Below are 25,025 nucleotides of genomic sequence, written 5' to 3' on the forward strand. Positions count from 1 at the left end.
AGGGAAACCTGAGTCGCGATGACTCAACTGTAACGCGATGTCGAATATCTGTCAAAGCAAACTTGATATGAGGTCGCTCAACTTTCAACAGGTCGTGTTCGGCCGATGCCCCGTGTCGACCTCCGCCAGCCACAGCATCAGTTCGGGGATGGACGCATCCGCTGCGAGCGCATGCGTGATTCCGGGGAACCTGTGGAAGACGACATCCGCCTCCTGTGAGCAGAGGAGTTTCACATAGTCCTCGGTGGTGCTCGGCACCACGAGTTCATCGGCGAGGCCTTGACCCACGAAGATCGGCACGTCGATCTCCTGCCCGCCGGCACTGTTCTCTTTCAGCAGCGTCTGCCAGGGTTCGGTGGTCGCGGGGTCCGAGCTGACGTAGGCGCCCACCAGCGGGTCGGCGATCGCGTGGATCTCCTTCGTCTGGGTCAGCAGACACAGCGCCGCCATCTTCGGCGTCGCGGCGAGGCCCGCCGGTGTCAGGATCGCGTCGATCTCGTCCTTCGAATAGCGGTCGGCATACGCTGCCTCGTACGCGGGGATCGCGAACGAGGCGATCGTGGTGCCGGAGAGGTTCACGATGTCGTCCGACATCAGGGCAATGAGGTTCGCCGCAGGCGCGGCCACGGCGACACCTTCCAGCTTCAACTCCGGTGCGTATGAAGATGCCCGCTCTGCGGCGAACAGCGCGGCCTGGCCGCCCTGCGAGTGACCCCACAGCAGCAATCGGTCGCTCGCTCCGGTGCCGGTCAGGGCCCGCGCGGCCCTGGCTGCATCGAGCATGCTGTTCGATTCGGGGATTCCGAGGAGATACGAGGATGCCCCTTCGACACCGAGCCCCGGGTAGTCGGTGGCGGCGATCGCATATCCCGCGGCGAGCAGTTCGTGCAGTCCTTCGATCAATTCGAACGGATCGAGCCCGAGCGACGGCGCGCATCTCGCGGCGGCGCCGGTCGTCGGGTGCGCCCAGGAGACGACGGTGCGGCCGCCATCCGGGACCGGCCCGTCCGGCACGATGACCACACCGGACACCGCGATGTCGGCGCCGGCCAGATCACGCGAGTGATAGAGCACCCGCCACGCTGTCGAACCGATCGGAGCGCTCGCGATCGGTTCGCTGCGGATGATCGTTCCAGGCGCCGCAGCCTTCAGCGGCACCGGCGGCACATAGAAGGGTGCATCGGTCTTCTGCTCGGCGGAGCCCTCGGCCACCCGGCGGATGGCCTCGACGGCGATCAAGGCGATCACCACCAAGAAGATGGCGACGACGACGAGAACCCAGCGACGCGAGCGGGTGCGCATGGTTCTTTCTAGCGCATCGACCGCTGTCGTGGTGCTACGCGTGCGACTTCGATCACTTGCCGCCGGGAGGGCCGATCGTCAGGAGGATCACGTAGAGCGCGATCACGGCGGCGGCGATGAGGGCCACGAGCACCCATGCACGACGCAGGAACCAACGCATCGTGCGGTCGTACCAGGTGCGGTCCTGCGGATGGTCGGTCTCCTCGAGACGCCACTCACCCTTCAGGCGGCCGGAGCGATGCAGCCAGATCTCCATCGGGATCGTGGCGTAAGGCACGATGGCGCTGGCGACGGCGAGCACGCCGACGCCGATCGACCAGCGCTGGTTGAACGCGACGAGGATCGCCGTGGCCCCATAGGAGAGGAAGACGAATCCGTGGATGCCTCCGGCGATCGTGACCACGATCGGTGGCGCCCCGACGGCTCGCGCGATCAGCGCGGCGATCAGAAGCGTCCACGTGATCGCCTCGGCGATGGCGAGGACTCGATAGAGGCGGGCAGGCGTGCGGAACATCGTGCTCCTTGCGGGTTGGGTCGTCACAAGCCTACGCAAGCCGATTGCGAGGTCACGTGCTCCCCGCCTCATCCGAAAGGTTGATATCGCGCGGCCTGCACCCTGATCGTCTCGTCGGAATAGCCGGACGTGCTCATGCGTTTGAATGAGAGGCGCACCGACCCTTGCTGGTGCAACGCCACTGTTGCCCGCCGTGACGCCGCGGTCCGCGCGACACGACCCTTTCTCCTAGCATCGAAGAGACATGTCCACACCCCTCACCGCTTCCGAAGACCACGCCCGCTGGCAGTCCGAACGTCGCGACGCCGTGACGGCGCGTACCGGCAACCTCGCACTCATCGAGACGCGGTGGACCGGCTCTGAGCGCCCCGATCTCGCCGCCGAGCAACAGGGCGCGGCGTCGGCATCCGTCACGGTGACGGCACTCGAGCGCAAGGACCTCACGACCGGAGAGGCCGAGTACGGCCTGCGCGTCTGGGATGCGGAGTCGCCGGCGATCAGGGCGTTCGACCACATCGACACCTACGACTACGACCCCGACTGGGTCATCGAGGCGCAGTTCACGCCGGTCGACAGCGATCGCACCGTGCCGTTCGAGCACATCCGCGACAACGGCGGCTCCCGTGAACTCGTCGTCCCCGGCGACATCACCTTCACCCTGGGCGGGGTCGCGCATCGGCTCGCCGCGTTCGACGACGCCGGCTCACTGCTGCTCGTCTTCGGCGATGCCACGAACGGCGCAGAGACGTATGGCGCGGGTCGCTTCCTCTTCGTTCCCTGCGACGCCGCAGAATTCGGCGCTGAGGGCACCGTCGTCCTCGACTTCAACCGCGCCTTCGTGCCGCCGTGCGGCTTCTCCGCGCAGTACAACTGCCCGATGCCGCCCGCACAGAACCGCTTCGCAGAGCCGATCCGCGCCGGAGAGAAGAACGTCGTCTTCCAGGGCGACTTCGACATCTACGCCGCGCTCTGACCCGTAACCAGAAACCAACCCCGGAGAAACCCCTTGAGAAGACCACTCGCGCTCGTCGCAGCCATCGCCGTCTCGGCGCTCGTCCTCGTCGGCTGCTCACCGAGTGGGGGCGAGACGGCCGAGGAAGACGCCAGCATCCACATCGGCTCGCTCTACGAACCGCAGAACCTCAGCAACACGCAGGGTGGCGGCCAGGGCGTCACCGAGGCATTCAACGGCAACGTCTACGAGGGTCTTTATCGGCTCACCGACGACGGTGAGGTCGAGCCGCTTCTCGCGACGGATGCCGAGAAGAGTGAAGACGGACTCACCTACACGGTCACGCTGCGCGACGATGTCACCTTCCACTCCGGCAAGGCGCTCACCTCGGCAGACGTGAAGGCCAGCGTCGAGGCCGTGACCGCCGAGGACTCGCAGTCCGCCCGCGCTTCTGCCTTCACCGTCATCTCGGGCATCGAGACGCCGGACGAGCAGACCGTCGTCTTCACGCTCTCCGAGCCGTCGATCTCGTTCCTCTACAACCTCGCCTACATCTGGATCGTCAACGGCGAGGCCGACGACCTCACCACGGCCGAGGACGGGACCGGCCCGTACACGCTCGACGAGTGGAAGCAGGGCAGTACCCTGACTCTCACCCGCTGGGACGACTACTGGGGCGAGGCCGCCAAGAACGGCGAGGTCGTCTTCAACTACTACACCGATGCGACCGCACAGAACAACGCGCTCCTCACCGGCGAGATCGATCTGATCACCAGCATCCAGAGCCCCGATGCGCTGGCGCAGTTCGACAACGACGACTACACGATCAGCGAGGGCACCTCCACGACCAAGGAGCTGCTCGCCTTCAACGATCGCGTCGCCCCCTTCAACGACCCGCTCGTCCGCAAGGCGATCTACTCGGCGATCGACACGCAGAAGCTCCTGAACTCGATCTGGGCCGACTACGGCACGCTCATCGGATCCATGGTGCCGCCGACCGACCCCTGGTACGAAGACCTCACCGACGTCAACCCGTACGACGTCGATCTCGCGAAGCAGCAGCTCGCCGAGGCGGGCTTCCCGAACGGCTTCGAGTTCACGCTCGACACCCCGAGCTACGACCCGCACCCCGCCGTCGCGGAGTTCCTGCAGTCCCAGCTCGCCGAGGTCGGTGTCACGGTGAACATCAACACCATCAGCGCCGACGAGTGGTACACGAAGGTGTTCCAGGAGCGCGACTTCGAGGCGACGCTGCAGGAGCACGTCAATGACCGCGACGTCGTCTGGTACGGCAACCCCGACTTCTACTGGGGCTACGACAACGCCGACGTGCAGCAGTGGGTCGCCGAAGCCGAGCAGGCAGCGACACCCGAGGAGCAGACCGAGCTGCTGAAGAAGGTGAACGAGCAGATCGCCGAGGATGCCGCGAGCGTCTGGCTCTACCTCTACCCGCAGATCGTCGTCGCCTCGGCTGACGTCACCGGATACCCTGTCAATGGCTTGAACTCGCAGTTCTTCGCCTACGACATCGTCAAGTCCTGATCCGCTCGCAGTGTGTGTGAGGGCCCGGACAGCGGCTCTCACACACACTGACTCATTGCGTGCTCATGCTCCCCTACCTCCTCCGCCGCCTCGCGTTCCTCGTCGTGTCGCTCGTCGTCGCGATGGTCGTGATCTTCGTGCTGCTGCGACTGCTGCCCGGCGACCCCGCGAACGCGCTGCTGTCGGTGGACGCCACGCCGGAGCAGATCGCGGCGGCGCAGGCGCAGGTCGGATCGGACCAGCCGCTCGCGCAGCAGTTCTTCACCTGGGCCGGGCAGATGCTGCGCTTCGATCTGGGCGACTCGTACATCAGCACACTCCCGGTGGCGCCGGAGATCGCATCCCGCCTGCAGATCACCCTCCCGCTGACGCTCCTCGCATTCGCACTGGCACTGGTCATCTCGGTCGTCGTCGGCATCACGGCCGCCGTCAAGTCCGACCGCTGGTACGGGTCGGTGCTCTCCGGCTTCTCGCAGCTCGGCATCGCCGTGCCGGTGTTCTGGGTCGGCATCATCCTGGTCTGGATCTTCGCGCTCGGACTCGGCATCCTCCCGTCCGGCGGCTTCCCACGCGACGACTGGGAGGATCCGGCCGAAGCGCTGCGCGCCCTCACCCTCCCGGTCATCACGATCGCACTCGTCATGAGCGCCTCGCTCGCCCGCTACGTACGCGCGGCCACGCTCGATGTGCTGGGCAGCGACTATCTGCGCACTGCACGGGCCGGCGGCTCCGGCCTCGGCGAAGCGCTGCTGCGGCACGGACTGCGCAACGGCGCGGTACCGGTCGTCGCCATCCTCGGCATCGAGCTCTCGACGACTCTGCTGGGAGCGGTCGTGGTCGAGAGCGTCTTCTCCCTCCCCGGCCTTGGCAGCATGCTGCTGACCGGGATCGAGCAGCACGACTTCGCCAACATCCAGGGCGTGCTCGTCGTAAGTACCCTGTTCGTGCTGCTCGTCGGCTTCGTCGCCGACATCGGTCAGCGCCTGATCGATCCGCGCCTGCGCGGCAGTGTGGCGGGTAACCGATGAGCGCCGTGATCGAGCAGGAGCTCGAGGATGCTGCGCCGCACCGCCGCATCGGCCGTCACGCGACCCTCGTGCTCGGACTCTCGCTGACCGGGCTCGTCGTGCTGCTCGCGGTGGTCTCCCTCGTGTGGCTGCCCTACCCGCCATCCGACATCAGCGGAGGACGCCTCGAAGCACCCAGCGCCGCACACCTGCTCGGCACGGACAAGCTCGGACGCGACCTCTTCACGCAGCTCATGATCGGCGCGCGCATCGCGCTTCTCGTCGGCATAGGCTCGGTCGCCCTCGCCGCTGTACTGGGCGTGCTCATCGGTCTCGTCGCCGCGTTCGCCCGACCGTGGGTGGATGATTCGCTCTCGGCCACGCTCGACGTCGTGATCGCCTTCCCCGTGCTGCTGCTGGCGATGCTCGTCGTGGCGGTGCAGGGCGCTTCCCTGTGGTCGGCGATCCTCGCGATCGGTCTCGCGATGTCTGCAGTCGTCGCCAGGCTCACCCGCATCCTCGCCCGCCGCGTGCTGCAGGAGCAGTTCATCACCGCTGCGCGCACGAGCGGCACGCGCTGGCCCGGCATCGTGCTGTTCCACGTGCTGCCGAACATCGCCCCGACGCTCGGCGTGAACCTCGCACTCCAGTTCGGCGCGGCGGTGCTGGCCGAGGCGAGCCTGTCGTACCTCGGACTCGGCGCGCCCCCGCCGAACGCCTCATGGGGTCGCCTATTGCAGGAGGCGCAGGGCACAGTGCTCACAGCGCCGGTCGGGGCGATCGCTCCCGGCGTTGCGCTGGTCACGCTCGTACTGGGCGTGAACTTCGTGGCCGACGGCCTCCGCGACTTCATCGACCCGACCCGCAGGAGGCAGCGATGAACCTTCTCGACGTCTCCGGCCTGACCGTCTCTGCCGGCCGGCAGCGTCTGGTCGACGACGTGTCGTTCACGATCGCTCCGGGAGAGCGTGTCGGTGTGATCGGCGAATCCGGTTCCGGTAAGTCGGTGACCTCGCTCGCGGTCACCGGGCTCCTGGCCGACTCTCTCACCGCCTCCGGGTCGGTGCTGCTCGACGGCACGCAGGTCGTCGGTGCTCCGGACAGAGCGCTTCGTCCGCTGCGCGGCCCGGTGGCCGGCATCCTGTTCCAGGAGCCGCTGACGGCGCTCGATCCGCTCATGCGCGTCGGACGGCAGATCGCCGAGCCGATGCGTCGCCATCTCGACCTGCGTGGAGTCGCGCTGCAGGATGCCGTGCGCGCTGCGCTCGAAGACGTGTCGCTGCCCGACCCGAGGTTCGCGAGGGCGTTCCCGCACGAGCTCTCCGGCGGACAGCGTCAGCGCGTCGCCACAGCGATCGCCCTCGCCGCACGGCCGAAGCTGCTGATCGCCGACGAGCCGACCACGGCGCTCGACGTCACCGTGCAGGATGAGATCCTCACTCTGCTCGACCGGCTGGTCTCGGAACGCGACATGGCGCTCATGTTCATCAGTCATGATCTGGCCGTCGTGAGCCGCATGACCGACCGGGTCGTCGTGATGCGCGGCGGGCGGGCGGTCGAGCAGGGAACGGTCGAACAGATCGTCGGCGAACCACACGATCCTTATACGGCGGCACTGGTCGCGAGCGCGCGGGCGCTGGATTCCGCCCTCGACGCGCCGGCATCCCCGTCGGCGGACGGAGAGGTGCGCCGATGAGCATCCTGGAGTTGCGAGGCGCCGGATTCGCCTATGGCCACCGCACCGTGGTCGACGATGTCTCGCTCGAGGTTTCGGCGGGTGAGGCTGTGGGCCTCGTCGGCGAGTCGGGCGCCGGCAAGTCGACCATCCTGTCGCTGCTGCTCGGGCTCGCGACGCCCCGTACAGGCGGCGTGCACTTCGACGGCGTACCGCTCGACCGACGTGATCGCCGGCTCATGCGGCGCTTCCGGGCGAACGTGCAGACCGTGTTCCAAGACCCGTACTCGTCACTCGACCCTCGTCAGCGCATCGACCGCATCGTCGGTGAACCGCTGCGTTCGCTCGGCATCGCAAGCGGTGGCGAGGCAAGACAGGCAGTGGCGGATGCTGTGACCTCCGTCGGTCTGGACGTCGACGTGCTCCAGCGATACCCGCATGAGTTCTCGGGCGGACAGCGTCAGCGCATCGCGATCGCACGTGCGATCGTCTCCAAGCCCCGCGTACTGCTCGCCGACGAACCCGTGAGCGCGCTGGACGTGACCACCCGCATCCAGGTGATCGACCTGCTGCAGCAGCTTCGGCGCGAGACGGGGCTCGCGCTGATCATGGTCTCGCACGACCTCAGCGCTGTCGCAGCACTCTGCGAACGGACCGTCGTGTTGCAGAACGGCCGCGTCGTCGAGGCCGGAGCGACGACAGATGTGCTGCACGACCCGCAGACCGACTACGCCCGCACCCTCGTGTCGGCGATCCCGCGCCTGCCGTCTGCGCGCGCCGCGGAATAGCCCCGGCATCCTGATCGTTGCCACCACCATGGCGACGATCGATCAGGCGACACTGGAGCGTGTGCTCGCAGGAGTGAACGTGGTCTCCGGTGCCACACGGCGCATCGAGTTGCCGGCATCCGGCGTGCTTCCGCTCACCGACGGCGTCGTGAGTTTCGTGCACGTGATCTCGGGTGCCGTGCGCGGCCACCCGCCGCTGGCGAGCGGCTGCACCCTCGGCGTCGACCGTCTGACCCGGGCCATCAGCGTCAGTCAGCCGGCTGCTCCCGATCTGCTCTCTGCGGGCGGAGCGCTGCTCACGCTCGGAGACCGCTCGGTCATCCTCGATGCCTCGCAAGGCGCCACCCTGGTCGTGGGTGAGCTGCGGCTCTCCGACCCGACAGCGCTGCACATGGTGCCGGGCTTCGTGGTCGTCAACGATTTCGCTGCACTGGAACCGGCGGCCGCCGCGCTCGCGGCGCAGCTGGGGCTGGACCCGTTCACCACCGACGACGTGCGCTCGGGTGATCCGGTGATCTGCCGGATGATGGCGACCACCGTGCTGCTCTCGGTGATCCGCGCGTGGGCCGAGATCGGATGCGTCCCGGACGAATGGGCTGCCCGATCTCACGACCCGTTCCTCGACCGCGTGATCGCCGCGATTCACCAGGCGCCCGGCCGCGAGTGGACGGTCGAGTCGCTCGCGGGTGTCGGCGCGATGTCGCGCTCGGTTTTCGCCGAGCGGTTCCGCTCCGTGATCGGCCGATCGCCGGCGAGCTATGTCGTCGGCGTGCGGATGGATGCGGCGAAGTCGATGCTCGCTGCCGGAAGTACCGTGTCGGAGACCGCGCGGGAACTCGGCTACTCGTCGGATGAGGGCTTCAGCCGCGCGTTCCGCCGCCACTCCGGGATGACGCCCTCGGCGTGGCGGGCGCAGCGCGTCGTCGTCGCCGCCTGAGGCGCGGCCTCGGCGCCACCCCGGTCAACCGCGCACGCGGTTCGAGAGTCCGAACAGGATCGCACCCACCACGAGCGCGACAGCGCCGAGGCCGTACGACGGCTCCACGCCGATGCTGTCGACGAGGACGCCGCCCAGGCCCGCGGCGATCATGATCGCGCCCTGGAATCCGACGACGACGAGGCTGCCGCCGGCTTCGAGGCGGTCGGGCATCCGGTGCCCCACCCAGGTGTTGACCACGATCAGCCATGACGCGAAGAAGAATCCCCACACGAACACGGCGATTCCGACGCCGAGAACCGTACCCGAGAGCAGGATGGTCGCGGCGACCGCCACCGCGATCACGGCGGGCGCCAGTACGGCGAACAGCCGGAACGAGCGGTCGATGATCAGCCCGATCGTGAGGTTTCCGATCAGACCCCCGACGCCGAACACCGCCAGCAGCACGACGATCGTGCCGGCGTCGACCTCCGGAATCCGCTCGAGCGCGAGGCGGACGTACGTGTAGGCGAGGAAGTGACCCAGCACGACCAGCACGTGACCGGTCAGTCCCAGTCCGATGCCGGGGCGCCGGATCGTGTCGGCGAGCAGCGCGAAGCTCGATGTCTGCGCTGCGGGAACCCGCGGCAGCATGGTGCGCAGCGCCACTGCCAGCAGGCCGGTGACGATGCCGGCGAGAGCGAACACCGCGCGCCAGTCCATCACCTGGCTCAGCATCACGCCGACCGGAACGCCCGCGACAGTGGCGAGCGAGGTGCCGGCAGAGGTGAACATCACCGCGCGTCCGAGTCGTTCCGGGCCGGCGATGCGCACGGCGACCGTGATCGACATCGACCAGAAGGTGCTCAAGGCGGCGCCGAGCAGGAAGCGCGCGAGAAGGATGATGATCAGATTCGGCGAGACCGCGACGATGAGGTTCGACGCCGCCGCGGCGAGAGCCATCCAGACCAGAAGGGTTCGGCGATCGACTCTGGGGAACACCATTCCGACCGTCGGCGCGACGATGAAGCCGACGAGCGCGGTGACCGTGACGGTCTGCCCGGCCTGGCCCGGCGTGACGCCGAGCGCATCCGCCATCTCGGTGAGCATGCCGTTGGGCAGGAACTCGGCCGTGACGAGGAGGAAGCTCAGCAGCATCATGACGACGAGGGCGCCGTAACGGATCCGCTCGGCAGGGGCGGAGACGTTCACGGGTATGGATGCGGTCGTTGTCATGGTTCCATGCTGGCAGGCGAGCGGATGCCGCACCCGACTGCGCGTCCGCAGCATCCGACCATTCGTCCGCCGTCATGAAGTTCGGCGCAGTACGTGACAGGGCCGCACCCTCGCGGTATTGTCGGATGGCACCGGGGCCGCCCCGGGGAAGAACCGAGCGGAAGGAGCCGAAGATGTCCACTGTCTTTGTCGCGCCTCTCGCCGACATCCTTCCCCTCGAGGCCACCCGCTCCTGATCCGCGTGTGGTCTCCCTTCCGGAGCAACCACCGTGACTGATCCCTTCGCGTCATTCGACGCATCCTCTTCCTTCTCACTCGATTCCACGCTCTCGTTCGCCGACGTCGAACCCGGCGACGGCCAGCGCTGGTCGACGTGGCCGGCGATCACTCCAACTGAGCGCGGGCCACAGCCATGGCCGGAGTGGGTCGTGACCTCTGCCGGCGCGCTCGACACCGAGCTCGGCATCCTCAAGACGGGCAAGGAGGCCGACGTGTTCCTGATCGAGCGCGCCGTGCCCGATGATCCGACGCAGCGCACGCTGCTGGCGGCGAAGCGCTACCGCAGCGAAGAGCACCGCTCGTTCCATCGGTCGACGGTCTACACCGAGGGCCGTCGCGTGCAGAACTCGCGCGATGCGCGCGCACTCGCGAAGAAGTCGTCGTTCGGACGAGAGGTCGCCGCCGCCGAGTGGTCGTTCGCCGAGTTCAACGCCCTGTGTCGGATGTGGGAGCTCGGTGCCCCGGTGCCGTACCCCGTGCAGGTGAACGGCACCGAGGTGCTGATGGAGTTCATCGGCACAGAAGCGACGGCGGCTCCACGGCTCGCACAGGAGCGCGGCGACCGTCATGTGCTCGCGGACTACTTCACGCAGGTCGTCGACCTCATGCGCATCTTCGCGGCTGCGGGCTTCGCCCACGGCGACCTGTCGCCGTACAACCTCCTCGTCCACGAGAGTCGGGTGCGCGTGATCGACCTGCCGCAGATCGTCGACATCATCGCGAACCCGCAGGGGCTCGATCTGCTGCATCGCGACTGCGTGAACGTGTGCGACTGGTTCGCCAGGCACCGAGTCGACTGCGATGCGGAGGAACTCTTCGCGGAGCTGATGGCGTCGTCGTACGCGTGAGCGGCGGTGCCACTTCGAGGACTCCGGCGCGGCGCGCCGCTACCTCTCGTTCACCGGATCCCGCCAGACTTCGAGCATGAGCGCTTCCGACAACGACGCCGTTCCGACTCCGGGCCCCACAGCCAACAGCGGCGCGGTCGCCGTCGTGGGCTTGGAGCTGCGCGGCGACACCGAGGCCCCGAAGAAGCAGATCTATTCATGGGCGCTGTGGGACTGGGCGACGCAGCCCTTCAACACCGTCATCCTGACGTTCATCTTCACGGCGCTCTACCTCACGACCGAGGCGTTCCTGCCGGCGGACATCGCAGCGCTCGCGGAGGACGACCCCATCCGCAAGACTGCGGAGGCCGGGCTCGCCTCGGGGCTGGGGCTGGGCTCCACGATCGCCGCTCTCGCGATCCTGATCCTCGCTCCCGTCCTCGGCCAGCGCGCCGACGCGGCAGGGCGCCAGAAGCTCTGGCTCGGGATCGGCACCGGTGCGCTGATCGCCTGCATGCTCGGCCTGTGGTTCGTCGAACCGACGCCGACGCTGTTCTGGTTGGGCGTCGCTCTCATCTCGGCCGGTTCCGTGTTCGGCGAGATCGCTGCGGTGAACTCCAACGCCATGCTCATCGGCATCGCGAACCCTAAGACTGTGGGCAAGATCTCCGGACTTGGTTGGGGTTTCGGCTATATCGGCGGCGTCCTCGCCCTCGTCATCGTCATCGTCTTCTATGCCTTCGACTGGTTCGGAGTCTCCGACGATGCAGGCCTGCCGTTCCGCATCATTGCGCTCGGGTGCGCGATCTGGGCGATCGTCTTCTCCATCCCGATCTTTCTCAACGTCCCGGAGCCGTCGCTCGGGCGTCCTGAGCGGCAGGTCGGTTTCTTCACGTCGTACGTGCTGCTCGTCAAGGACGTCATCGGCCTATACCGCTCCCCCGAGACGCGGCCCACGTTCTGGTTCCTGCTCGCCAGCGCCGTCTTCCGCGACGGGCTCGGCGGAATCTTCGCATTCGGCGCGATCATCGCCGGTCAGGTCTTCGGCTTCAAGTTCCTGGAGCTCGCCATCTTCGGCATCGCGGCCAACCTCATCGCCGGCATCTCGACCATCCTCGCCGGCCGCCTCGACGATCGGTTCGGCCCCAAGCGCATCATCCTGTTCGCACTGGGCGCGATGGTGATCGCCGGTCTCGCCGTGTTCTTCCTCGTGGACGCCGGCACCGTCGTCTTCTGGATCGGCGGCCTGGTCCTCTGCGCATTCGTCGGCCCGGCACAGGCGGCATCGCGATCGTTCCTGGCGCGCGTCACGCCGGCCGGGCGAGAGGGCGAGATCTTCGGCCTCTACGCCACAACCGGCCGCGCCGCGAGCTGGATGGCCTCTGGCGCATGGACGCTGCTCATCGTGCTCACCGGCGCCACTTCGTTCGGCATCCTGGGCATCATCCTGGTGCTGCTGCTCGGGTTCCTGCTTCTGCTGCCGGTGAAGGCTCAGCAGAAGGTCTGAATCCTCACCTCTCGGCGAGAACCGCCTCCTCCTCCTGCGCCCCGGCGTACCGGTTCTCCGGGATGCCGAGTCCGAGGTTCCCCCGCAGCGTGTCTGCCTCGTACTCGGCGCGGAAGACACCTCGGTCCTGCAGGATCGGCACGACCTCATCGATGAACCGACCCAACTGCGCCGGATGGCCGGCGTGGATGTTGTACCCGTCAACGCCGCGCTCCTCGAACCACTCCTGCAGGCGGTCAGCGACGGCCTCGGCCGTGCCGGTGAATGGTCCACGATCACGACGAAGGCTCTGCTGCACGGTCTGACGCAGCGTCCAGCCCTCCTCGGCCGCGCGTCCCGCGATGCGTTCGGCCTGCGTGCGGAAGCTGTTCTGCGCGTATCGCAGAGCCTGCTGCGGGAACGGCGCATCCAGATCGTACTGGCGGAAATCGTGCCATCCGAATGATCGGCCGAACTCCCCCAGCGCCTGCACGAAGGAGTGGTCGCTCGAGCGGTAATGCTGCTCGAGGTCGACAGCCTCGTCATCCGTGTCGCCGATGATCACACCGACGCCAGGGAGGATGAGCAGGTCCTCGGGCCGGCGGCCGTACTTCGACACCGCCCTGCCCTTGATGTCGTCGTAGAACGCCTTGGCCTGGGCGAGCGACGCCGCGTGCGTGAAGATCCCCTCCCCGACCTCGGCACCCAGATCTCGCCCCTGTTCGGAATCTCCGGCCTGGAAGATGACCGGCCGACCCTGAGGCGGACGCTCCAGATTCAGCGGCCCCTTCACGGAGAAGTACTCGCCGCGGTGGTTCAGCTCATGCAGCTTCGACGCATCGAGGAACTGCCCCGTCGCCCGATCACGCGGCAGGGCATCCGGCTCGTACGAGTCCCACAGCGCCTGCACGAGCTTGACGTGCTCGCTGGCCCTGCCGTAGCGCGTGTCGTAGTCGTAGTGCTCATCGAGCGAGTAGTTGCCCGCCGTGCCGGCATCGCCACTGGTCACCACGTTCCATCCCGAGCGGCCGCGGCTGATGTGATCCAGCGACGCGAACCGGCGCGCGACGTTGAATGGGGCGTTGTAGGACGTGGTGAGCGTGCCGACCAGGCCGACGTGCTTCGTGTGCGTCGCAACCCCCGACAGCAGCGTGAGCGGCTCGAGCCTGCTGAGGTAGTGCGGTGGGGAATCCGGGGTGATGTACTGACTGTCCACGATGAAGACGAGATCGAACTTCGCCTCCTCCGCCTTCTTCGCGTACTCGATGTACCAGTCGATGTCGACGCTGGCATTCGCGGGGATTTCAGGATCGAGCCACAGGTTGTGGTTTCCCGGGCCCCCGGAGCCGGTGAGTACCAACCCGAGTTTGAGCTGTCGCTTCGTCATGACTCACGCCTCCACGAGGGCGGATGCGTCGGTATCCACCGCATAGCGGTTCTCCGGCACCTTCAACCCGAGATTTCCGCGCAGCGTCTCCGCCTCGTACTCGGTGCGGAACAGTCCGCGCTTCTGCAGGATCGGCAGCACCTCCTCGGTGAAGCTGTCGATGTCGTCCGGAGTCCGCGCGCGCAGGTTCAGCCCGTCGGCTGCGCGACCGAGGAACCACTTCTCGATCGTGTCTGCGACGGTCTGCGCACTGCCGATGAACGGCGAGGGCTTGTACTGCGCGGACTCCTCCACGACCTGGCGCAAGGTGAGCTTCTCCTCGCGCGCCCGTTCGATGATCGCCTGCGACCGCGTGCGGCCGCCCTTGTCCGCGAGAGCCGCGACATCGGGGAACGGCGCATCCAGATCGTGCTGCGAGAAGTCATACGCCCCGAATCCGCGGCCGAAGGCAGCCAGCTTGCGATCGAAGTCGTTGTCGGACTCGTAGATCTCGCGGGCACGGTCGTGTGCCTCAGCATCCGTCGACGCGATCACCGGCGTCGCGCCGACGAGGATGACGAGGTCGTCCCAGTGCCGGCCGTGCGCGGCGAGCCGTCCCTTCACGTCGGCGTAGTACTCGACCGCCGATTCGAAGTCCTCGCCGGGTGCGTAGATGCCCTCGGCGACCTCCCCCGCGAGGGTCTTCCCTTCTTCCGAGATGCCGGCCTGGAAGATCACCGGCTGCCCCTGCGGCGAGCGCGAAAGGTTCAGCGGACCGTCCACCCGGAAGTTCTCGCCCCGATGGTTCAGCGCGTGCAGCTTGGTCGGATCGAGGAACAGGTCGTTCTCGACATCGGCGACGAACGCGTCGTCCTCGTACGAGTCCCAGAGTCCGCGGATGACCTGCACCGCCTCGAGCGCACGCCCGTAACGCGTCGCGTAGTCGAGGTGCTCTTCCAGGCCGTAGTTGCGCGAGGTGCCGGTGTCGAAGCTCGTGACGACGTTCCAGCCTGCCCTCCCGTGGCTGATCTGGTCGAGCGACCCGAAGCGGCGGGCGAGGTTGAACGGCGAGTTGTATGTGGAGCTCGCCGTACCGATGAGCCCCAGATGCTTCGTGTGCGTCGCGACGGCGGAGAGGAGCGTGAGGGGCTCGAGACGGTTCAGGTAGTGCGCCGGGTAGGTCGCGTTGATGAACTGGCTGTCCACGATGAACAGCGCATCGAAGAGCGCGGCCTCGGCCTGCTTCGCCCTGGCGATGTACCAGTCGATGTCGATCGAGGCGTTCTTCGGGATGCGGGGGTCCTTCCAGAGGCTGTGATGGCCTGGGCCGCCGACCCCGTAGACGCTGAGGGCGAGCTTGAGCTTTCGTTCGGACATTTCGGTCTCCATGGTTCGGATGCGTTGGGTGGTTCGGATGTGTCGGATGCTGCGGATCGTCAGTGCGCGTCGAGCAGTCGACGCAGCTCGGCGCGCTCCTCGCGGGCGATCGCCCCGGTGTGCAGGCTGGGCGCGGATCCCACCAGGAGCCTGGTGTACGGATGCTGCGGCTCGCTCACGACGTCGACTGTCGGCCCCGATTCGACGATCTCTCCGCGGTACAGCACGAGCACACGATCGGTGACGCCGGCGACTGAGCCGAGATCGTGCGAGATGAACACCAGTGACGTGCCGGCAGCCCGCAGATCGTTCAGGATCTCGAGGACCGACACCCGGTTCGCGGCATCCAGAGCGCTCACCGGCTCATCGAGGATGAGGACACGCGGTTCGGTGGCCAGTGCGCGGGCCAGCAGCACGCGTTGGCGCTGCCCGCCGGAGAGCTCACCGGGAAAGCGCTCGAGGAGCCGGGGATGCAGCCGCACCTGCTCCAGCCGGAAGGCGATGCGATCCCGGATCTGCGCTTTCGACAGCCGCCCTTGCAGGCGCAGCGGCTCGGCCAGCGAATCGCCGATGGTGAGGTCGGGATCCAGCGCACGCAGCGGATCCTGGAACACGTACTGGATCACACCGCGGCGGCGGAAGTCGCGCCACTGGCCGGGTCTGAAGGAGGTGACCTCTTCTCCACCGACCGCGACTGTTCCCGCTGCAGCGGGGACGAGCCCGACGATCGCGCGTGCGATCGTCGACTTCCCCGACCCGGTCTCCCCGATCACTCCGACCGACTCGCCGGCCCCCACCTCGAACGAGACATCGTGGATGATCTGCTTGCGGTTCCGCCCGGTGCCGTAGGAGACAGCGAGCCCTCGGGCCTCGACGACGGCATCAGACATGACCCACCTCCACCCGTTCCGCGGCGGGCACGTGCCCTGCGACCGGGTTGCGACGGAACCGATCCAGGCCGTAGGTGTTGTGCTCATCGATCAGCAGGCGGGTGTATTCGTGCTCGGGTGCGAACAGGATCTTCTTCGCGTATCCGTGCTCGACGACTTCGCCGTGGCGCAGCACCAGCACGTCATCGCAGGTCTGCGCGACCACGGCGAGATCGTGCGAGACGACGATGAGGGCGAGTCCGTGCGACTCCTTGAGGTCCATCAGCAGATCGAGGACCTCGGCCTGCACGGTGACATCGAGCGCCGTGGTCACCTCGTCGGCGATGAGGATCCGCGGCTCCAGCGAGATCGCCGACGCGATCAGCACACGCTGCAGCATCCCGCCGGAGAGTTCATGCGGGTAGCTGCGATAGACGAGTTCGGGGTCTCGCAGCCGCACGTCCGCGAGAAGCTCCAACGCGCGCTGCTTCGCCTCACGACGCGTGCGTCCCCCGCGCACACGCAAGGCCTCGGCGAGCTGGGGCCCGACGCGCAGCGACGGGTTGAGGTACGAGCCGGGGTCCTGGAACACGGCCGTGATGCTCACGCCGCGCAGCTGTTCCCAGTCGCGGGCGGTGAATCCGGCGATGTCCTGGCCGAACAGCTCCACCTTCCCACCGGAGACCTCGAAGAGCTTCGGCAGAATGCCGAGGATCGCGCGGCAGGTCAAGGTCTTGCCGCTGCCGGATTCGCCGACGATGCCGACCACCCTCCCCGGATGCAGATCGAAGGTGACACCGCGGACGATCTCCTCCCCGGTGTGGCGGTGTGAGATGCGCACGTCGTCCAGACGCAGGATGCTGTCGGTCATGATGAGCTCCTTCCGGCGAGCGCACTGCCCGTCTGATCGGTACCCGATGGCGCGTCGACGCCGCGGCCATTTCGACGCCGGCTGCGCACGGCATCCCGCTCGGCGAGCAGGGTGCGCCCCGACTCCCCCGCGACGTCACGGATGACGTCGGCGAGGAGGTTGAACGCCCAGACCGTGAGCATGATCAGCACGGTGGTGAAGATCGGCGCATACGGCCGGTAATTGAGATATCCGAGGTCGCTGGCGAGCACGCCACCCCACGACGGTGCGGGTGGCTGGATGCCGATCCCGAGGAACGTCAGGCTGGAGACGACCACGAATCCGATGCCGAGCGTGTTCGCCGTGGCGATCGCGATCGGGGGCAGCACCTTGCTGAACACGTGCACGCGCACGATCCAGTCGGTGCGGGCCCCGGAGAGGACCGCCGCTTCGACGTACTGCGACTTCGCCACGCTCATCGTCGCGGCACGCGAGACGCGGTAGAACAGTGGCGAGACCATGATGCCCACGACGAACATCGCCTGCGGGATGCCGTTGCCCAGCAGCGCCGTGGCAGCGACGGCGAACACGAGGAACGGCAGGGCGATCAACGTGTCGACGAAGCGCAGCGTGAGCCACTCGAACACGCGGCCGAGGTAGACCGACAGCACCCCGGGGATCGCCCCGACGAACAGGGCGATCGCGGCGACCTGCACGGCACCGAAGACGCTGATGGTGGATCCGGCGAGGATCCGGCTGAGCACGTCACGACCGAGGTAGTCGGTGCCCAGCCAGTGCGCGGCCGACGGGTGCGACAGGATGTCGTCGGTGCCGGCGAGCGGATCGTAGGGCGCGAGCACCGGGCCGAGCAGCGCGAGGAGCGTGATGAACACCAGGAAGGCGGCGGCGAACCGACCGGCCGGCAGCGCGAGGATGCGACGGACCATCTCAGACTCCTCTCGCGGAGGCGGGGTTGAGCCGCACGAGCAGCAGGTTGACGATGAGGTTGAAGACGACCACGAGCACGATCGCGACGACGAGCACGCCCTGCACCGAGGGGACATCTCCGCGGCTGGCCGAGTCGGCGGCGAACTTGCCGAAGCCGGCGAGTCCGAAGATCGCCTCGGTCACCACCGCACCGCCGAGCAGCGCGGGGAACTTCATGCCGAGCACCGTGAGCGCAGGACCTGAACCGTTGCGCAGCACGTGGCCGAAGAAGATGCGACGCGAACCGAGTCCGCGCATCTGCGCCCCGGTGACGTAGTTCTCGCGTCCGGCCTGGATGAGTCCGACGCGCATCTGGCGGGCGAGGTCGGCGACCGTGTCGAAGCTCAGCGCGATGGCGGGCAGCCACAGGTGCCAGAGCCAGAGCCCGACGCCGCCCCGCTCGATCGGCACGTAGCCTGCGGAGGGGAACCAGCCCAACGAGACCGCGAAGACGGCGACGAGCGCGATGCCGACGACGAAGGACGGCATCACCGAGATGACCGTGGTGAAACCGGTGATGGAACGGTCGAGCAGGCTCGTCGGATACGCGGCCGCCAGGACCCCGAGACCGAAGCCGAGCACGATCCCGATCAGGAGCGCGAGCCCCGCGACCGAGAGGCTGATGCCGGCGCGCGACGCGAGCAGGTCGGTGACGCTCGCGCCGTTGTACCAGCTGTTGCCGAGGTCGCCGTGCAGGATGCCGGCGAACCAGTCGATGTACTGCACGAGGAACGGCCGATCCAGGCCCCATTCGTGCTCGAGGGCGGCGACCTGCTCGGGGGTGGCGGATTCCCCCAGCTGCAGGTGTGCGGGGCTCAACCCGCTGAGACCCTGCAGCGCGAAGGTGATGAAGGTCGCGAACAGGAAGACGGTCGCGAAGACGATCACGGTGTGCGCGACGATGCGCGCGAGCGTTCCCACGTGCGCGTTCAGGCGCGGCGGGCGCGGGACTGCGGATGCTGCGGCAGGCGATGCGATGGCGGTCATGTGCTGCTCCTCTCTGTTCGTGTTCGTGTTCGTGTTCGAATTCGTATTCGTGTTCGTCTTCGTGCGCGGAGCCGGCATCACGCCGGCTCCGCGCATCCGTCACTCCCCGATGGTGACGCCCGTCAGGTTGATCTGCCCCGGGATCTGTTCGAGATCGGAGACCTTAGGGGACTTCACGACGAGCGTGGGTGTGCCGACCGTGAAGATGAGCGCCTCGCTCTGCAGTCCGGCGCGGGTGGCGGCCTGCAGGTTCGCGGCGTAGTCCGGCGAGTCCAGCGGTGTCTCACGGGCGACCTTGATGGCCTCGGCGAAGCCGTCGGGCTCGTACGGGGTGGACAGGTTCAGCGGACCGTCCGGTCCGAAGTGCGCCGTGAGCGTCTGCACCGGCGACTCGCGGCCGGTAGTGCCGTACGTCGACAGGGTGAGGTCCTTCGCGAAGAAGGGCGTCGCCCAGTCCGGTGCCACCGTGATGTTCGCGGTGATGCCGATGGCGGCGAGCTGCGATTGCACGATCTCATTGGAGACGGCATCCGTGCTCACAACGAAGTCGACGACGATCTCTCCTGGCTCGTACCCGGCGTCCTCGAGGATCTGCTTCGACAGCTCCGGGTCATACGGCCAGAGGTCCTCCGACTCGGGGTCATAGGCGACGTACCCTTCCGGGAACGGCTGCGTCGTGGCGTAGCCCAGACCGAACGTGACCTTCTCGAGGAACTCGTCACGGTTGATCGAATGCCGCACGGCCTCGACCACGGCCGGGTCGTTGAACGGGGCCTTGTTGATGTTCAGGCTGATGTTCGATGCGGAGTACACCGGGTGCTGCGAGACATCCAGGCCCGCGTCGATCGCCGTGTCGTACTGCGACGCATCAAGGCCATACGCGAAGTCGTAGACGCCGGTCTCGATCGAGGCGACCAGCGTGGACGGGTCAGGTGCGGTGGAGAGCTCGAGACGGTCGATGTGGATGTTGTCGGCGTCCCAGTAGTCCTCGTTCTTCTCGAAGTAGATGTGCGACTCGGGGACGTACTCGGTGACCGTGAAGGGGCCGGCGCCGACTGGCCACTGGTCGAGTTTCTTTGGGTCCTCTGCGGCCGTGGGGCTGGTGATCTGCGCCGTGCGCTTGCCCAGCAGCAGGGGAATCTGATGGTCGACCTGGTTGAGATGCACCGTGACGTCGAGTTCGCTGTCGGCCGTGACCGATTCGATCGAGGTGAGATCGCCGAACAGTGCCGAGTTCTCCTGCGTCTTCGCGCGCTCGATGTAGAGCTTGATCGCTTCGGCGTTCACCGGTTCGTCGTCCTGGAAGGTGAGGCCCTCACGGAGGTGGAAGGTGACCGCGGTGCCCTCGTCGTTGTAGTCCCAGCTCTCAGCGAGGCCGGGAGCCGCATCGCCGTTCTCATCGATCTCGGTGAGTGACGCGTAGGCGAGAGCGGTGAGGTTGAAGTTGAAGCCGGAGCCCTGGACGACCGGATCCCAGTGCGCGGGGAGCGTCGCGGCCCAGCGGAGCACCTTCTCCTCGCCGTCGCCGGTGGCTCCGGACGGCGATGCCGCGCACGCCGTGAGCGCAAGGGCGCCCACGAGCACGGCCGCGGCAGCCGTTCGAAGTCGAGTGATTCTGCTGGTCATGGTTCGGGTCCGTTCTGCTGTGTGGAAGTCGATGTTCGGGGGTGCTGGCAATCATTCGCGGGGATGCATATGCCCGGGAGGGGTCGTGTCACAAAGCTTCTGCGGGCGTCACACAGCGACATACAGCCGCTGTATGACGCCGGCAGGGCGCCCCCGTTCGGGAGGAGTTCTCCTCGTCGGGAGGAGACGACGCTCCAGTCCTTCCTCCCGAGCGGGAGTTCTCCTCCCGAACGTGAAGCCCGCCGCGTCACAATTCGTCCGCTGCCGTCACACGGAGACACGGATCCCAGCCGGCATCCGACTCTGGCTACCGTGACCGCAGGCGCACCGAAACAGCGCCGCCGGCCAGATGGGCCGCTGTCGAAGGGAGTCGCCATGGGCGACGCAGGATCATTCCGTCTCGGATTCCTCACACACGTCGAGGGTGGTGAGAACGTGCGCGAGTCGTACCGCAACGCGCTGGAGCTGTTCGTCGCCGCCGACGAGCTCGGCTTCGATTCGGGCTGGGTGGCGCAGCATCATTTCGGCGATGATGCCGCCGGCGGCCTCGGCTCGCCCTGGGTGTTCCTTGCGAATGCGGCAGCGCGCACGCGCAGCATCCATCTGGGAACGGCGGTGACGCTGATCCCGCTCTACGAGCCGATCCAGCTCGCCCAGGATGTCGGCCTGCTCGACGCGATCTCGGACGGCCGCGTCGAGCTCGGCGTCGGAACGGGCTTCGATCCTGTGGCGTACGGCATCTACGGCCGCGACTTCGAACGGCGAAGAGAGCTGACGACCGACTACTTCGCCGCCGTGCGATCCGCCCTGCGCGGCATCCCCCTCGACGCCCAAGGCACAGTCTTGAAGACGGCGTCCCCCGCGCTCGCCGACGAACGCAGCTGGCACGCCGTGTTCAGCGCGGAGGGTGCGGCGCATGTCGCCGGCGAAGGCGCGAACCTCCTACTGAACCGTGCGACCTACGGGTATGAGGAGCGCACCGACGTCGTGCAGCGGGCATGGGCCGAGCGCTACCTGGCCGAGTGGACGCAGCCGCGCGCGCCGCGGATCGGTCTCTCCCGGCTCATATTCGCCGCGGAGGACCGGCAGAGCGCACTCGGCCACATCGGCGACGCTCTCATCGACAACGTGCGGCGTGCGAACGCAGGCGGCAGACCCCTCGGCGAGGAGACGCTGGAGAACGCGCTGTTCCGCTATCACGCGCACTACGGACATCCGGACGAGGTCATCGCGCAGTTGCAGGGCGAGCAGGTACTGCCCCTCGCGACGGACCTGTTGGCGCAGTTCAACCCGGCCCGGCCGACGCTGGATGCCTCGATCAGGGCGTTGGAGCTGCTGGCGACCGAGATCGCACCGGCGCTCGGCTGGAAATCCGCCCGCGAGAAGGTGGCCGCCTGAGCGGCCGGAGGAGACATCATGAGCATCGCAGAGACGGCCACCACGTTCGCCGCGGAATGGCAGGACTGGCACGAGGCGCTCGAACGGCGCCGACGCGAGCCGCACGGTTTCCTGGCGTACACGAGTTTCAATCTGCTCAGCGCCGATCCCCAGCGCTTCGACGACGTACCAGGGTCGTGGACCACAGGTCCTGATGGCGTGTCCGTCGAACTCGATGCGGGGCAGGTGCTCGACGTCGACGGTGTCGCGGTGCGGGGCCGGCACGACTGGGGCGTGATCGCCGAGCGGACCTTCCATCGCGCACGCTTCGAGGATGCCGTGATCGAGGTGTCCAAGCGCGGCGGACGTGACATCGTGCGACCGCTGCATCCCGAGCACGAGCTGCGTACCGGGTACCGCGGCACTCCGACCTTCACGCCGGACGAGCGGTGGGTGATCGAGGGGATCTTCGATCCGACGGATCCGCGCGAGATCCCGATCGCCGCGGCGATCGACGCGATCGAGCACACGCACGTGACCCCGGGCAGAGTGCGATTCGCCGTCGACGGCGTCGAGGTCGCGGTCACGCTGATCTCGCGGGGAGCGGATGCCGCGACCGTGCTGTTCCGCGATTCGACGAGCGGCGTGACCACCTATGGTGCGAGCAGAACCCTCAGCGTGACGCTACCCGAGGGCGACGACCGACGCGTCGTGCTCGATTTCAACCGGGCGAGCAACCTGCAGTGCGCATACACCGACTACTCACCCTGCCCGTTGGCGCCGGTCGAGAACTGGCTTCCGTTCGCGATCGAGGCCGGCGAGAAGACACCGCTCGATCGCACCTGACTCAATTCCCCCAGTTGTCGGCGAGCTTCGACAGCAGACGGGCGAGTTCGCGGGCCTCTTCATCAGTGAACGACTCGAGCGCCTTCGACAGCACCTCACGCCGCTCGCCCCGCATGCCGCGGGCGATCTTCTGGCCGGTCTCCGTGAGGGCGATGCGTGTGCGACGTGCGTCGTCGGGGTCGGCCTCTCGCTGCACGAGCCCGCGCTGAACCCCCTGCTGCACGAGTCGCGAGGCGCGCGGCTGGTCGACGCCCACGGCCTCGCCGAGCGCGCTCACACTGAGCGGTTCGGATGCCGCGGCCAGAGCCTCCAGCATCCGCATCCACGCGGGCCCGCCCAGACGTCCCCCGGGCCCGCCGGCCCACGGCGGAGGGACGATCCCGCGACGGCCGAGCGGCGAGTGGTCGCCGTGCCCATGGCCATGCGCGTGATGATCCCCCGGGAAATCTCCGCGCATCCCATGCGGACCGCCGCGTCCTGGACCGTGCGGTCGTCGTCCGCGCAGACGCCCGAGGGCCTGCGCGATGATCTCGGCCGGGTCTGGATTGTCTGTGCTCACGCGTTCGATTTTACATGCGACTTGACATGTATCCGCATTGCATGTCACACTACATATACATGCACAGTTACAAGCAAAGGATTTTCCCATGAACACCATCAACCCTGATGAGAATTCCCGCCCGTTCGGATTCTGGCTCAAGGCCGTCGATCGCCTCATGGCGGCCGAGTTCGCCTCCGCCTTCGAGTCCGAGGGCATCACGCGCCGCGAATGGCGCCTCCTGAACGTCATCGACGGCACGGTTCCGGCCGACCGTCCGAAGAGCGATCGTCCGCTGCCCGCACACAAGCTGGCGCGGCTGATCGAACTGGGCTGGGTGACGGATGCCGAAGGCACCTGGACCCTGACCGCCGAAGGCCGCACGGCCAAGGAACGCCTCGGCGGCATCGTCGACGGCATCCGCGCGAAGGTCACCGACGCGATTCCCGCTGAAGACCTCGCCACCACCATGGCCACCCTCGAGAAGCTCGCCCGCACATTCGGCTGGGACGAGGAGACCCCACTCCCCCGCGGACGCGGACGTCGCGGCTTCGACCCTCGTGGATTCGGCCGAGACGGCTTCGAGCGCGAAGGCTTCGACCCTCGTGGTTTCGGCCGAGGACGCGGTCGCGGGTTCGGCCCGCACGGCTTCGGACCCCGCGGATTCGGCAAGCCCGGATTCGGCCCGCAGTCCTTCGACCACGAGGGCCATGGCGCCCCCGACTACGACGGACGCGGACACTGCGAGCATGGCGACCGCCGGTTCGCGCACGACGCCGACCACGGCCACCGTGGTGGCCCGCGCGCTCACAATGGACGCGAGGGCTACGAGCACCGGGACCACGGCCGCGGTCGGGCGCACTTCGCACGCTTCGTGCAGGGCTCCTACGAGCGCGGCTTCGACGCCGGATTCGCCCGCGGTCGCGACGCGCAGTGACAATCACCCACCGGTCCCACGCGGGGCCGGGCTCACCAATGGCGGATGCTTCGGCATCCGCCATTGTCATCTATCGAGAGTGATGACCAGATCTGACGGAGCGCCCGCCGCGATGAGTCGTTCGGTCATCGCCGCAGCGGCGAGTGCGTAGGGACGGTCGTCGTTCATGAGCAGCGAGCGCGAGTTCGATTCTTCGTACAGCGCGATCAGGTGGAACGCGAGCACTTCTGCACCCGCGTTGTCGATCGTCAGCTCGTCGGCGTCGACGGCGAATCCGACCTGCGCCTCGATGTAGCCGTACCAGTCGGTGGACGCAGCACGCACGGCGTCGCTCACCATTCCCGGTTTGGAGTCGACGTCGGCCGCCGTGGCCGCGAAGAAGCAGCCGCCGGCGAAGACCCGATCGCGCGAGTAGGTCATCGCGCCGCGCAACAGTGCCACAAGTCGCGACAGCCCGCGCGGCTCGTCGCGCGCCGGAGTGATGACGCGATCGATGAAGATCTCCCTGGCCGCCGCGACGGTCGCGAGCTGCAGCGCTTCTTTGCTGCCGAACAGCGTCGCGATGCTGCTCTTGCTGCGACCGGACGTTCCCGCGAGCCGACCGATCGTCAGGCCGTCGAGCCCTTCGACCGAGGCGAGATCGGTCGCGCTGGACAGCACGACACGCCTGGTGGCGTCGCCGCGGGTACGCCGCCCATCCTGGACGAGATTCTCTGCCATAGCGCTAGTGTACGCACGATC

The 25,025-nt window shown here is 67.4% G+C and carries 24 protein-coding genes; 12 read left to right on the forward strand and 12 right to left on the reverse strand.

What is annotated here, in order from left to right:
- Nucleotides 1-84 precede the first annotated feature (84 nt).
- Complete coding sequence (locus IEV67_RS02780; protein WP_188435023.1) at nt 85-1,302, reverse strand: alpha/beta fold hydrolase; 1,218 nt, start codon at nt 1,300-1,302, stop codon at nt 85-87.
- A 52-nt stretch (nt 1,303-1,354) separates the two neighbouring features.
- Entirely contained in the window at nt 1,355-1,816 is a 462-nt protein-coding gene (locus IEV67_RS02785) for a DUF3817 domain-containing protein (RefSeq protein ID WP_188435024.1), read from the reverse strand.
- A 244-nt stretch (nt 1,817-2,060) separates the two neighbouring features.
- Between IEV67_RS02785 and IEV67_RS02790 the strand changes: the two genes are divergently transcribed.
- The 7 genes from IEV67_RS02790 to IEV67_RS02820 all read left to right on the forward strand — a co-directional run bounded on the left by IEV67_RS02790 (nt 2,061) and on the right by IEV67_RS02820 (nt 8,717).
- Nucleotides 2,061-2,789: a DUF1684 domain-containing protein gene (locus IEV67_RS02790; RefSeq protein ID WP_188435026.1), complete on the forward strand. Its 729-nt coding sequence runs from the start codon at nt 2,061-2,063 to the stop codon at nt 2,787-2,789.
- Nucleotides 2,790-2,822: 33 nt separating this feature from the next.
- Nucleotides 2,823-4,310, forward strand: coding sequence for an ABC transporter substrate-binding protein (locus IEV67_RS02795; RefSeq protein WP_188435027.1), 1,488 nt, complete (start codon nt 2,823-2,825; stop codon nt 4,308-4,310).
- A 65-nt stretch (nt 4,311-4,375) separates the two neighbouring features.
- On the forward strand, nt 4,376-5,338 hold the full coding sequence (locus tag IEV67_RS02800; RefSeq protein ID WP_188435714.1) for an ABC transporter permease: 963 nt from the start codon (nt 4,376-4,378) through the stop codon (nt 5,336-5,338).
- Nucleotides 5,335-6,198 carry an ABC transporter permease gene (locus IEV67_RS02805; protein ID WP_188435029.1) on the forward strand — a complete coding sequence of 288 codons (864 nt, stop codon included), beginning with the start codon at nt 5,335-5,337 and terminating at the stop codon, nt 6,196-6,198. The genes IEV67_RS02800 and IEV67_RS02805 overlap by 4 nt, the downstream gene beginning before the upstream one ends.
- Complete coding sequence (locus tag IEV67_RS02810) at nt 6,195-7,013, forward strand: ABC transporter ATP-binding protein (protein WP_188435031.1); 819 nt, start codon at nt 6,195-6,197, stop codon at nt 7,011-7,013. Before IEV67_RS02805 ends, IEV67_RS02810 begins: the two co-directional genes overlap by 4 nt.
- On the forward strand, nt 7,010-7,780 hold the full coding sequence (locus IEV67_RS02815; RefSeq protein WP_188435033.1) for an ABC transporter ATP-binding protein: 771 nt from the start codon (nt 7,010-7,012) through the stop codon (nt 7,778-7,780). Before IEV67_RS02810 ends, IEV67_RS02815 begins: the two co-directional genes overlap by 4 nt.
- A 28-nt stretch (nt 7,781-7,808) precedes the next feature.
- On the forward strand, nt 7,809-8,717 hold the full coding sequence (locus IEV67_RS02820; RefSeq protein WP_188435035.1) for a helix-turn-helix transcriptional regulator: 909 nt from the start codon (nt 7,809-7,811) through the stop codon (nt 8,715-8,717).
- Nucleotides 8,718-8,741: 24 nt separating this feature from the next.
- Here the strand turns inward: IEV67_RS02820 and IEV67_RS02825 are convergent, their stop codons facing one another.
- The gene (locus IEV67_RS02825) at nt 8,742-9,932 is read right to left on the reverse strand and encodes an MFS transporter (RefSeq protein ID WP_188435037.1); all 1,191 of its coding nucleotides are present in this window, start codon (nt 9,930-9,932) and stop codon (nt 8,742-8,744) included.
- Between the two features lie 269 nt (nt 9,933-10,201).
- Here IEV67_RS02825 and IEV67_RS02830 point away from each other — a divergent pair, with 269 nt between their 5' ends.
- Nucleotides 10,202-11,059, forward strand: a complete 858-nt coding sequence (locus tag IEV67_RS02830) for a serine protein kinase RIO (protein WP_188435039.1) — start codon at nt 10,202-10,204, stop codon at nt 11,057-11,059.
- Nucleotides 11,060-11,135: 76 nt separating this feature from the next.
- On the forward strand, nt 11,136-12,545 hold the full coding sequence (locus IEV67_RS02835) for an MFS transporter (RefSeq protein ID WP_188435040.1): 1,410 nt from the start codon (nt 11,136-11,138) through the stop codon (nt 12,543-12,545).
- Nucleotides 12,546-12,549: 4 nt separating this feature from the next.
- Here the strand turns inward: IEV67_RS02835 and IEV67_RS02840 are convergent, their stop codons facing one another.
- The 7 genes from IEV67_RS02840 to IEV67_RS02870 all read right to left on the reverse strand — a co-directional run bounded on the left by IEV67_RS02840 (nt 12,550) and on the right by IEV67_RS02870 (nt 20,586).
- Nucleotides 12,550-13,911 (reverse strand): LLM class flavin-dependent oxidoreductase, encoded by a 1,362-nt coding sequence (locus IEV67_RS02840; RefSeq protein ID WP_188435042.1) that lies wholly within the window; start codon nt 13,909-13,911, stop codon nt 12,550-12,552.
- A gap of 3 nt (nt 13,912-13,914) precedes the next feature.
- Nucleotides 13,915-15,267: an NtaA/DmoA family FMN-dependent monooxygenase gene (locus tag IEV67_RS02845; protein WP_188435044.1), complete on the reverse strand. Its 1,353-nt coding sequence runs from the start codon at nt 15,265-15,267 to the stop codon at nt 13,915-13,917.
- Between the two features lie 59 nt (nt 15,268-15,326).
- Nucleotides 15,327-16,157: an ABC transporter ATP-binding protein gene (locus IEV67_RS02850; protein ID WP_188435046.1), complete on the reverse strand. Its 831-nt coding sequence runs from the start codon at nt 16,155-16,157 to the stop codon at nt 15,327-15,329.
- Nucleotides 16,150-17,007 (reverse strand): ABC transporter ATP-binding protein, encoded by an 858-nt coding sequence (locus tag IEV67_RS02855; protein ID WP_188435048.1) that lies wholly within the window; start codon nt 17,005-17,007, stop codon nt 16,150-16,152. The genes IEV67_RS02850 and IEV67_RS02855 overlap by 8 nt, the downstream gene beginning before the upstream one ends.
- A complete protein-coding gene (locus tag IEV67_RS02860; RefSeq protein WP_188435050.1) occupies nt 17,004-17,933 on the reverse strand; it encodes an ABC transporter permease in 930 nt (309 codons plus the stop codon). Before IEV67_RS02860 ends, IEV67_RS02855 begins: the two co-directional genes overlap by 4 nt.
- 1 nt (nt 17,934) lies before the next feature.
- The gene (locus IEV67_RS02865) at nt 17,935-18,960 is read right to left on the reverse strand and encodes an ABC transporter permease (RefSeq protein ID WP_188435052.1); all 1,026 of its coding nucleotides are present in this window, start codon (nt 18,958-18,960) and stop codon (nt 17,935-17,937) included.
- Nucleotides 18,961-19,059: 99 nt separating this feature from the next.
- The gene (locus IEV67_RS02870) at nt 19,060-20,586 is read right to left on the reverse strand and encodes an ABC transporter substrate-binding protein (protein ID WP_188435054.1); all 1,527 of its coding nucleotides are present in this window, start codon (nt 20,584-20,586) and stop codon (nt 19,060-19,062) included.
- A 375-nt stretch (nt 20,587-20,961) separates the two neighbouring features.
- Between IEV67_RS02870 and IEV67_RS02875 the strand changes: the two genes are divergently transcribed.
- Together IEV67_RS02875 and IEV67_RS02880 are read left to right on the forward strand one after the other, a co-directional pair.
- Nucleotides 20,962-21,984, forward strand: a complete 1,023-nt coding sequence (locus IEV67_RS02875) for an LLM class flavin-dependent oxidoreductase (protein ID WP_188435055.1) — start codon at nt 20,962-20,964, stop codon at nt 21,982-21,984.
- 18 nt (nt 21,985-22,002) lie between these two features.
- Nucleotides 22,003-22,809 (forward strand): DUF1684 domain-containing protein, encoded by an 807-nt coding sequence (locus tag IEV67_RS02880; protein WP_188435057.1) that lies wholly within the window; start codon nt 22,003-22,005, stop codon nt 22,807-22,809.
- Between the two features lies 1 nt (nt 22,810).
- Here IEV67_RS02880 and IEV67_RS18905 read toward each other — a convergent pair whose 3' ends face one another.
- A complete protein-coding gene (locus tag IEV67_RS18905) occupies nt 22,811-23,368 on the reverse strand; it encodes a MarR family winged helix-turn-helix transcriptional regulator (RefSeq protein ID WP_229702662.1) in 558 nt (185 codons plus the stop codon).
- Between the two features lie 88 nt (nt 23,369-23,456).
- Here IEV67_RS18905 and IEV67_RS02890 point away from each other — a divergent pair, with 88 nt between their 5' ends.
- Nucleotides 23,457-24,284 (forward strand): MarR family winged helix-turn-helix transcriptional regulator, encoded by an 828-nt coding sequence (locus tag IEV67_RS02890; protein WP_188435059.1) that lies wholly within the window; start codon nt 23,457-23,459, stop codon nt 24,282-24,284.
- A 66-nt stretch (nt 24,285-24,350) separates the two neighbouring features.
- On the opposite strand, the gene IEV67_RS02895 is transcribed toward IEV67_RS02890, so the two are convergent.
- The gene (locus tag IEV67_RS02895; protein ID WP_188435060.1) at nt 24,351-25,004 is read right to left on the reverse strand and encodes a TetR/AcrR family transcriptional regulator; all 654 of its coding nucleotides are present in this window, start codon (nt 25,002-25,004) and stop codon (nt 24,351-24,353) included.
- Nucleotides 25,005-25,025 lie beyond the last annotated feature (21 nt).

This window comes from Microbacterium murale, from assembly GCF_014635185.1.
GTDB lineage: Bacteria > Actinomycetota > Actinomycetes > Actinomycetales > Microbacteriaceae > Microbacterium > Microbacterium murale.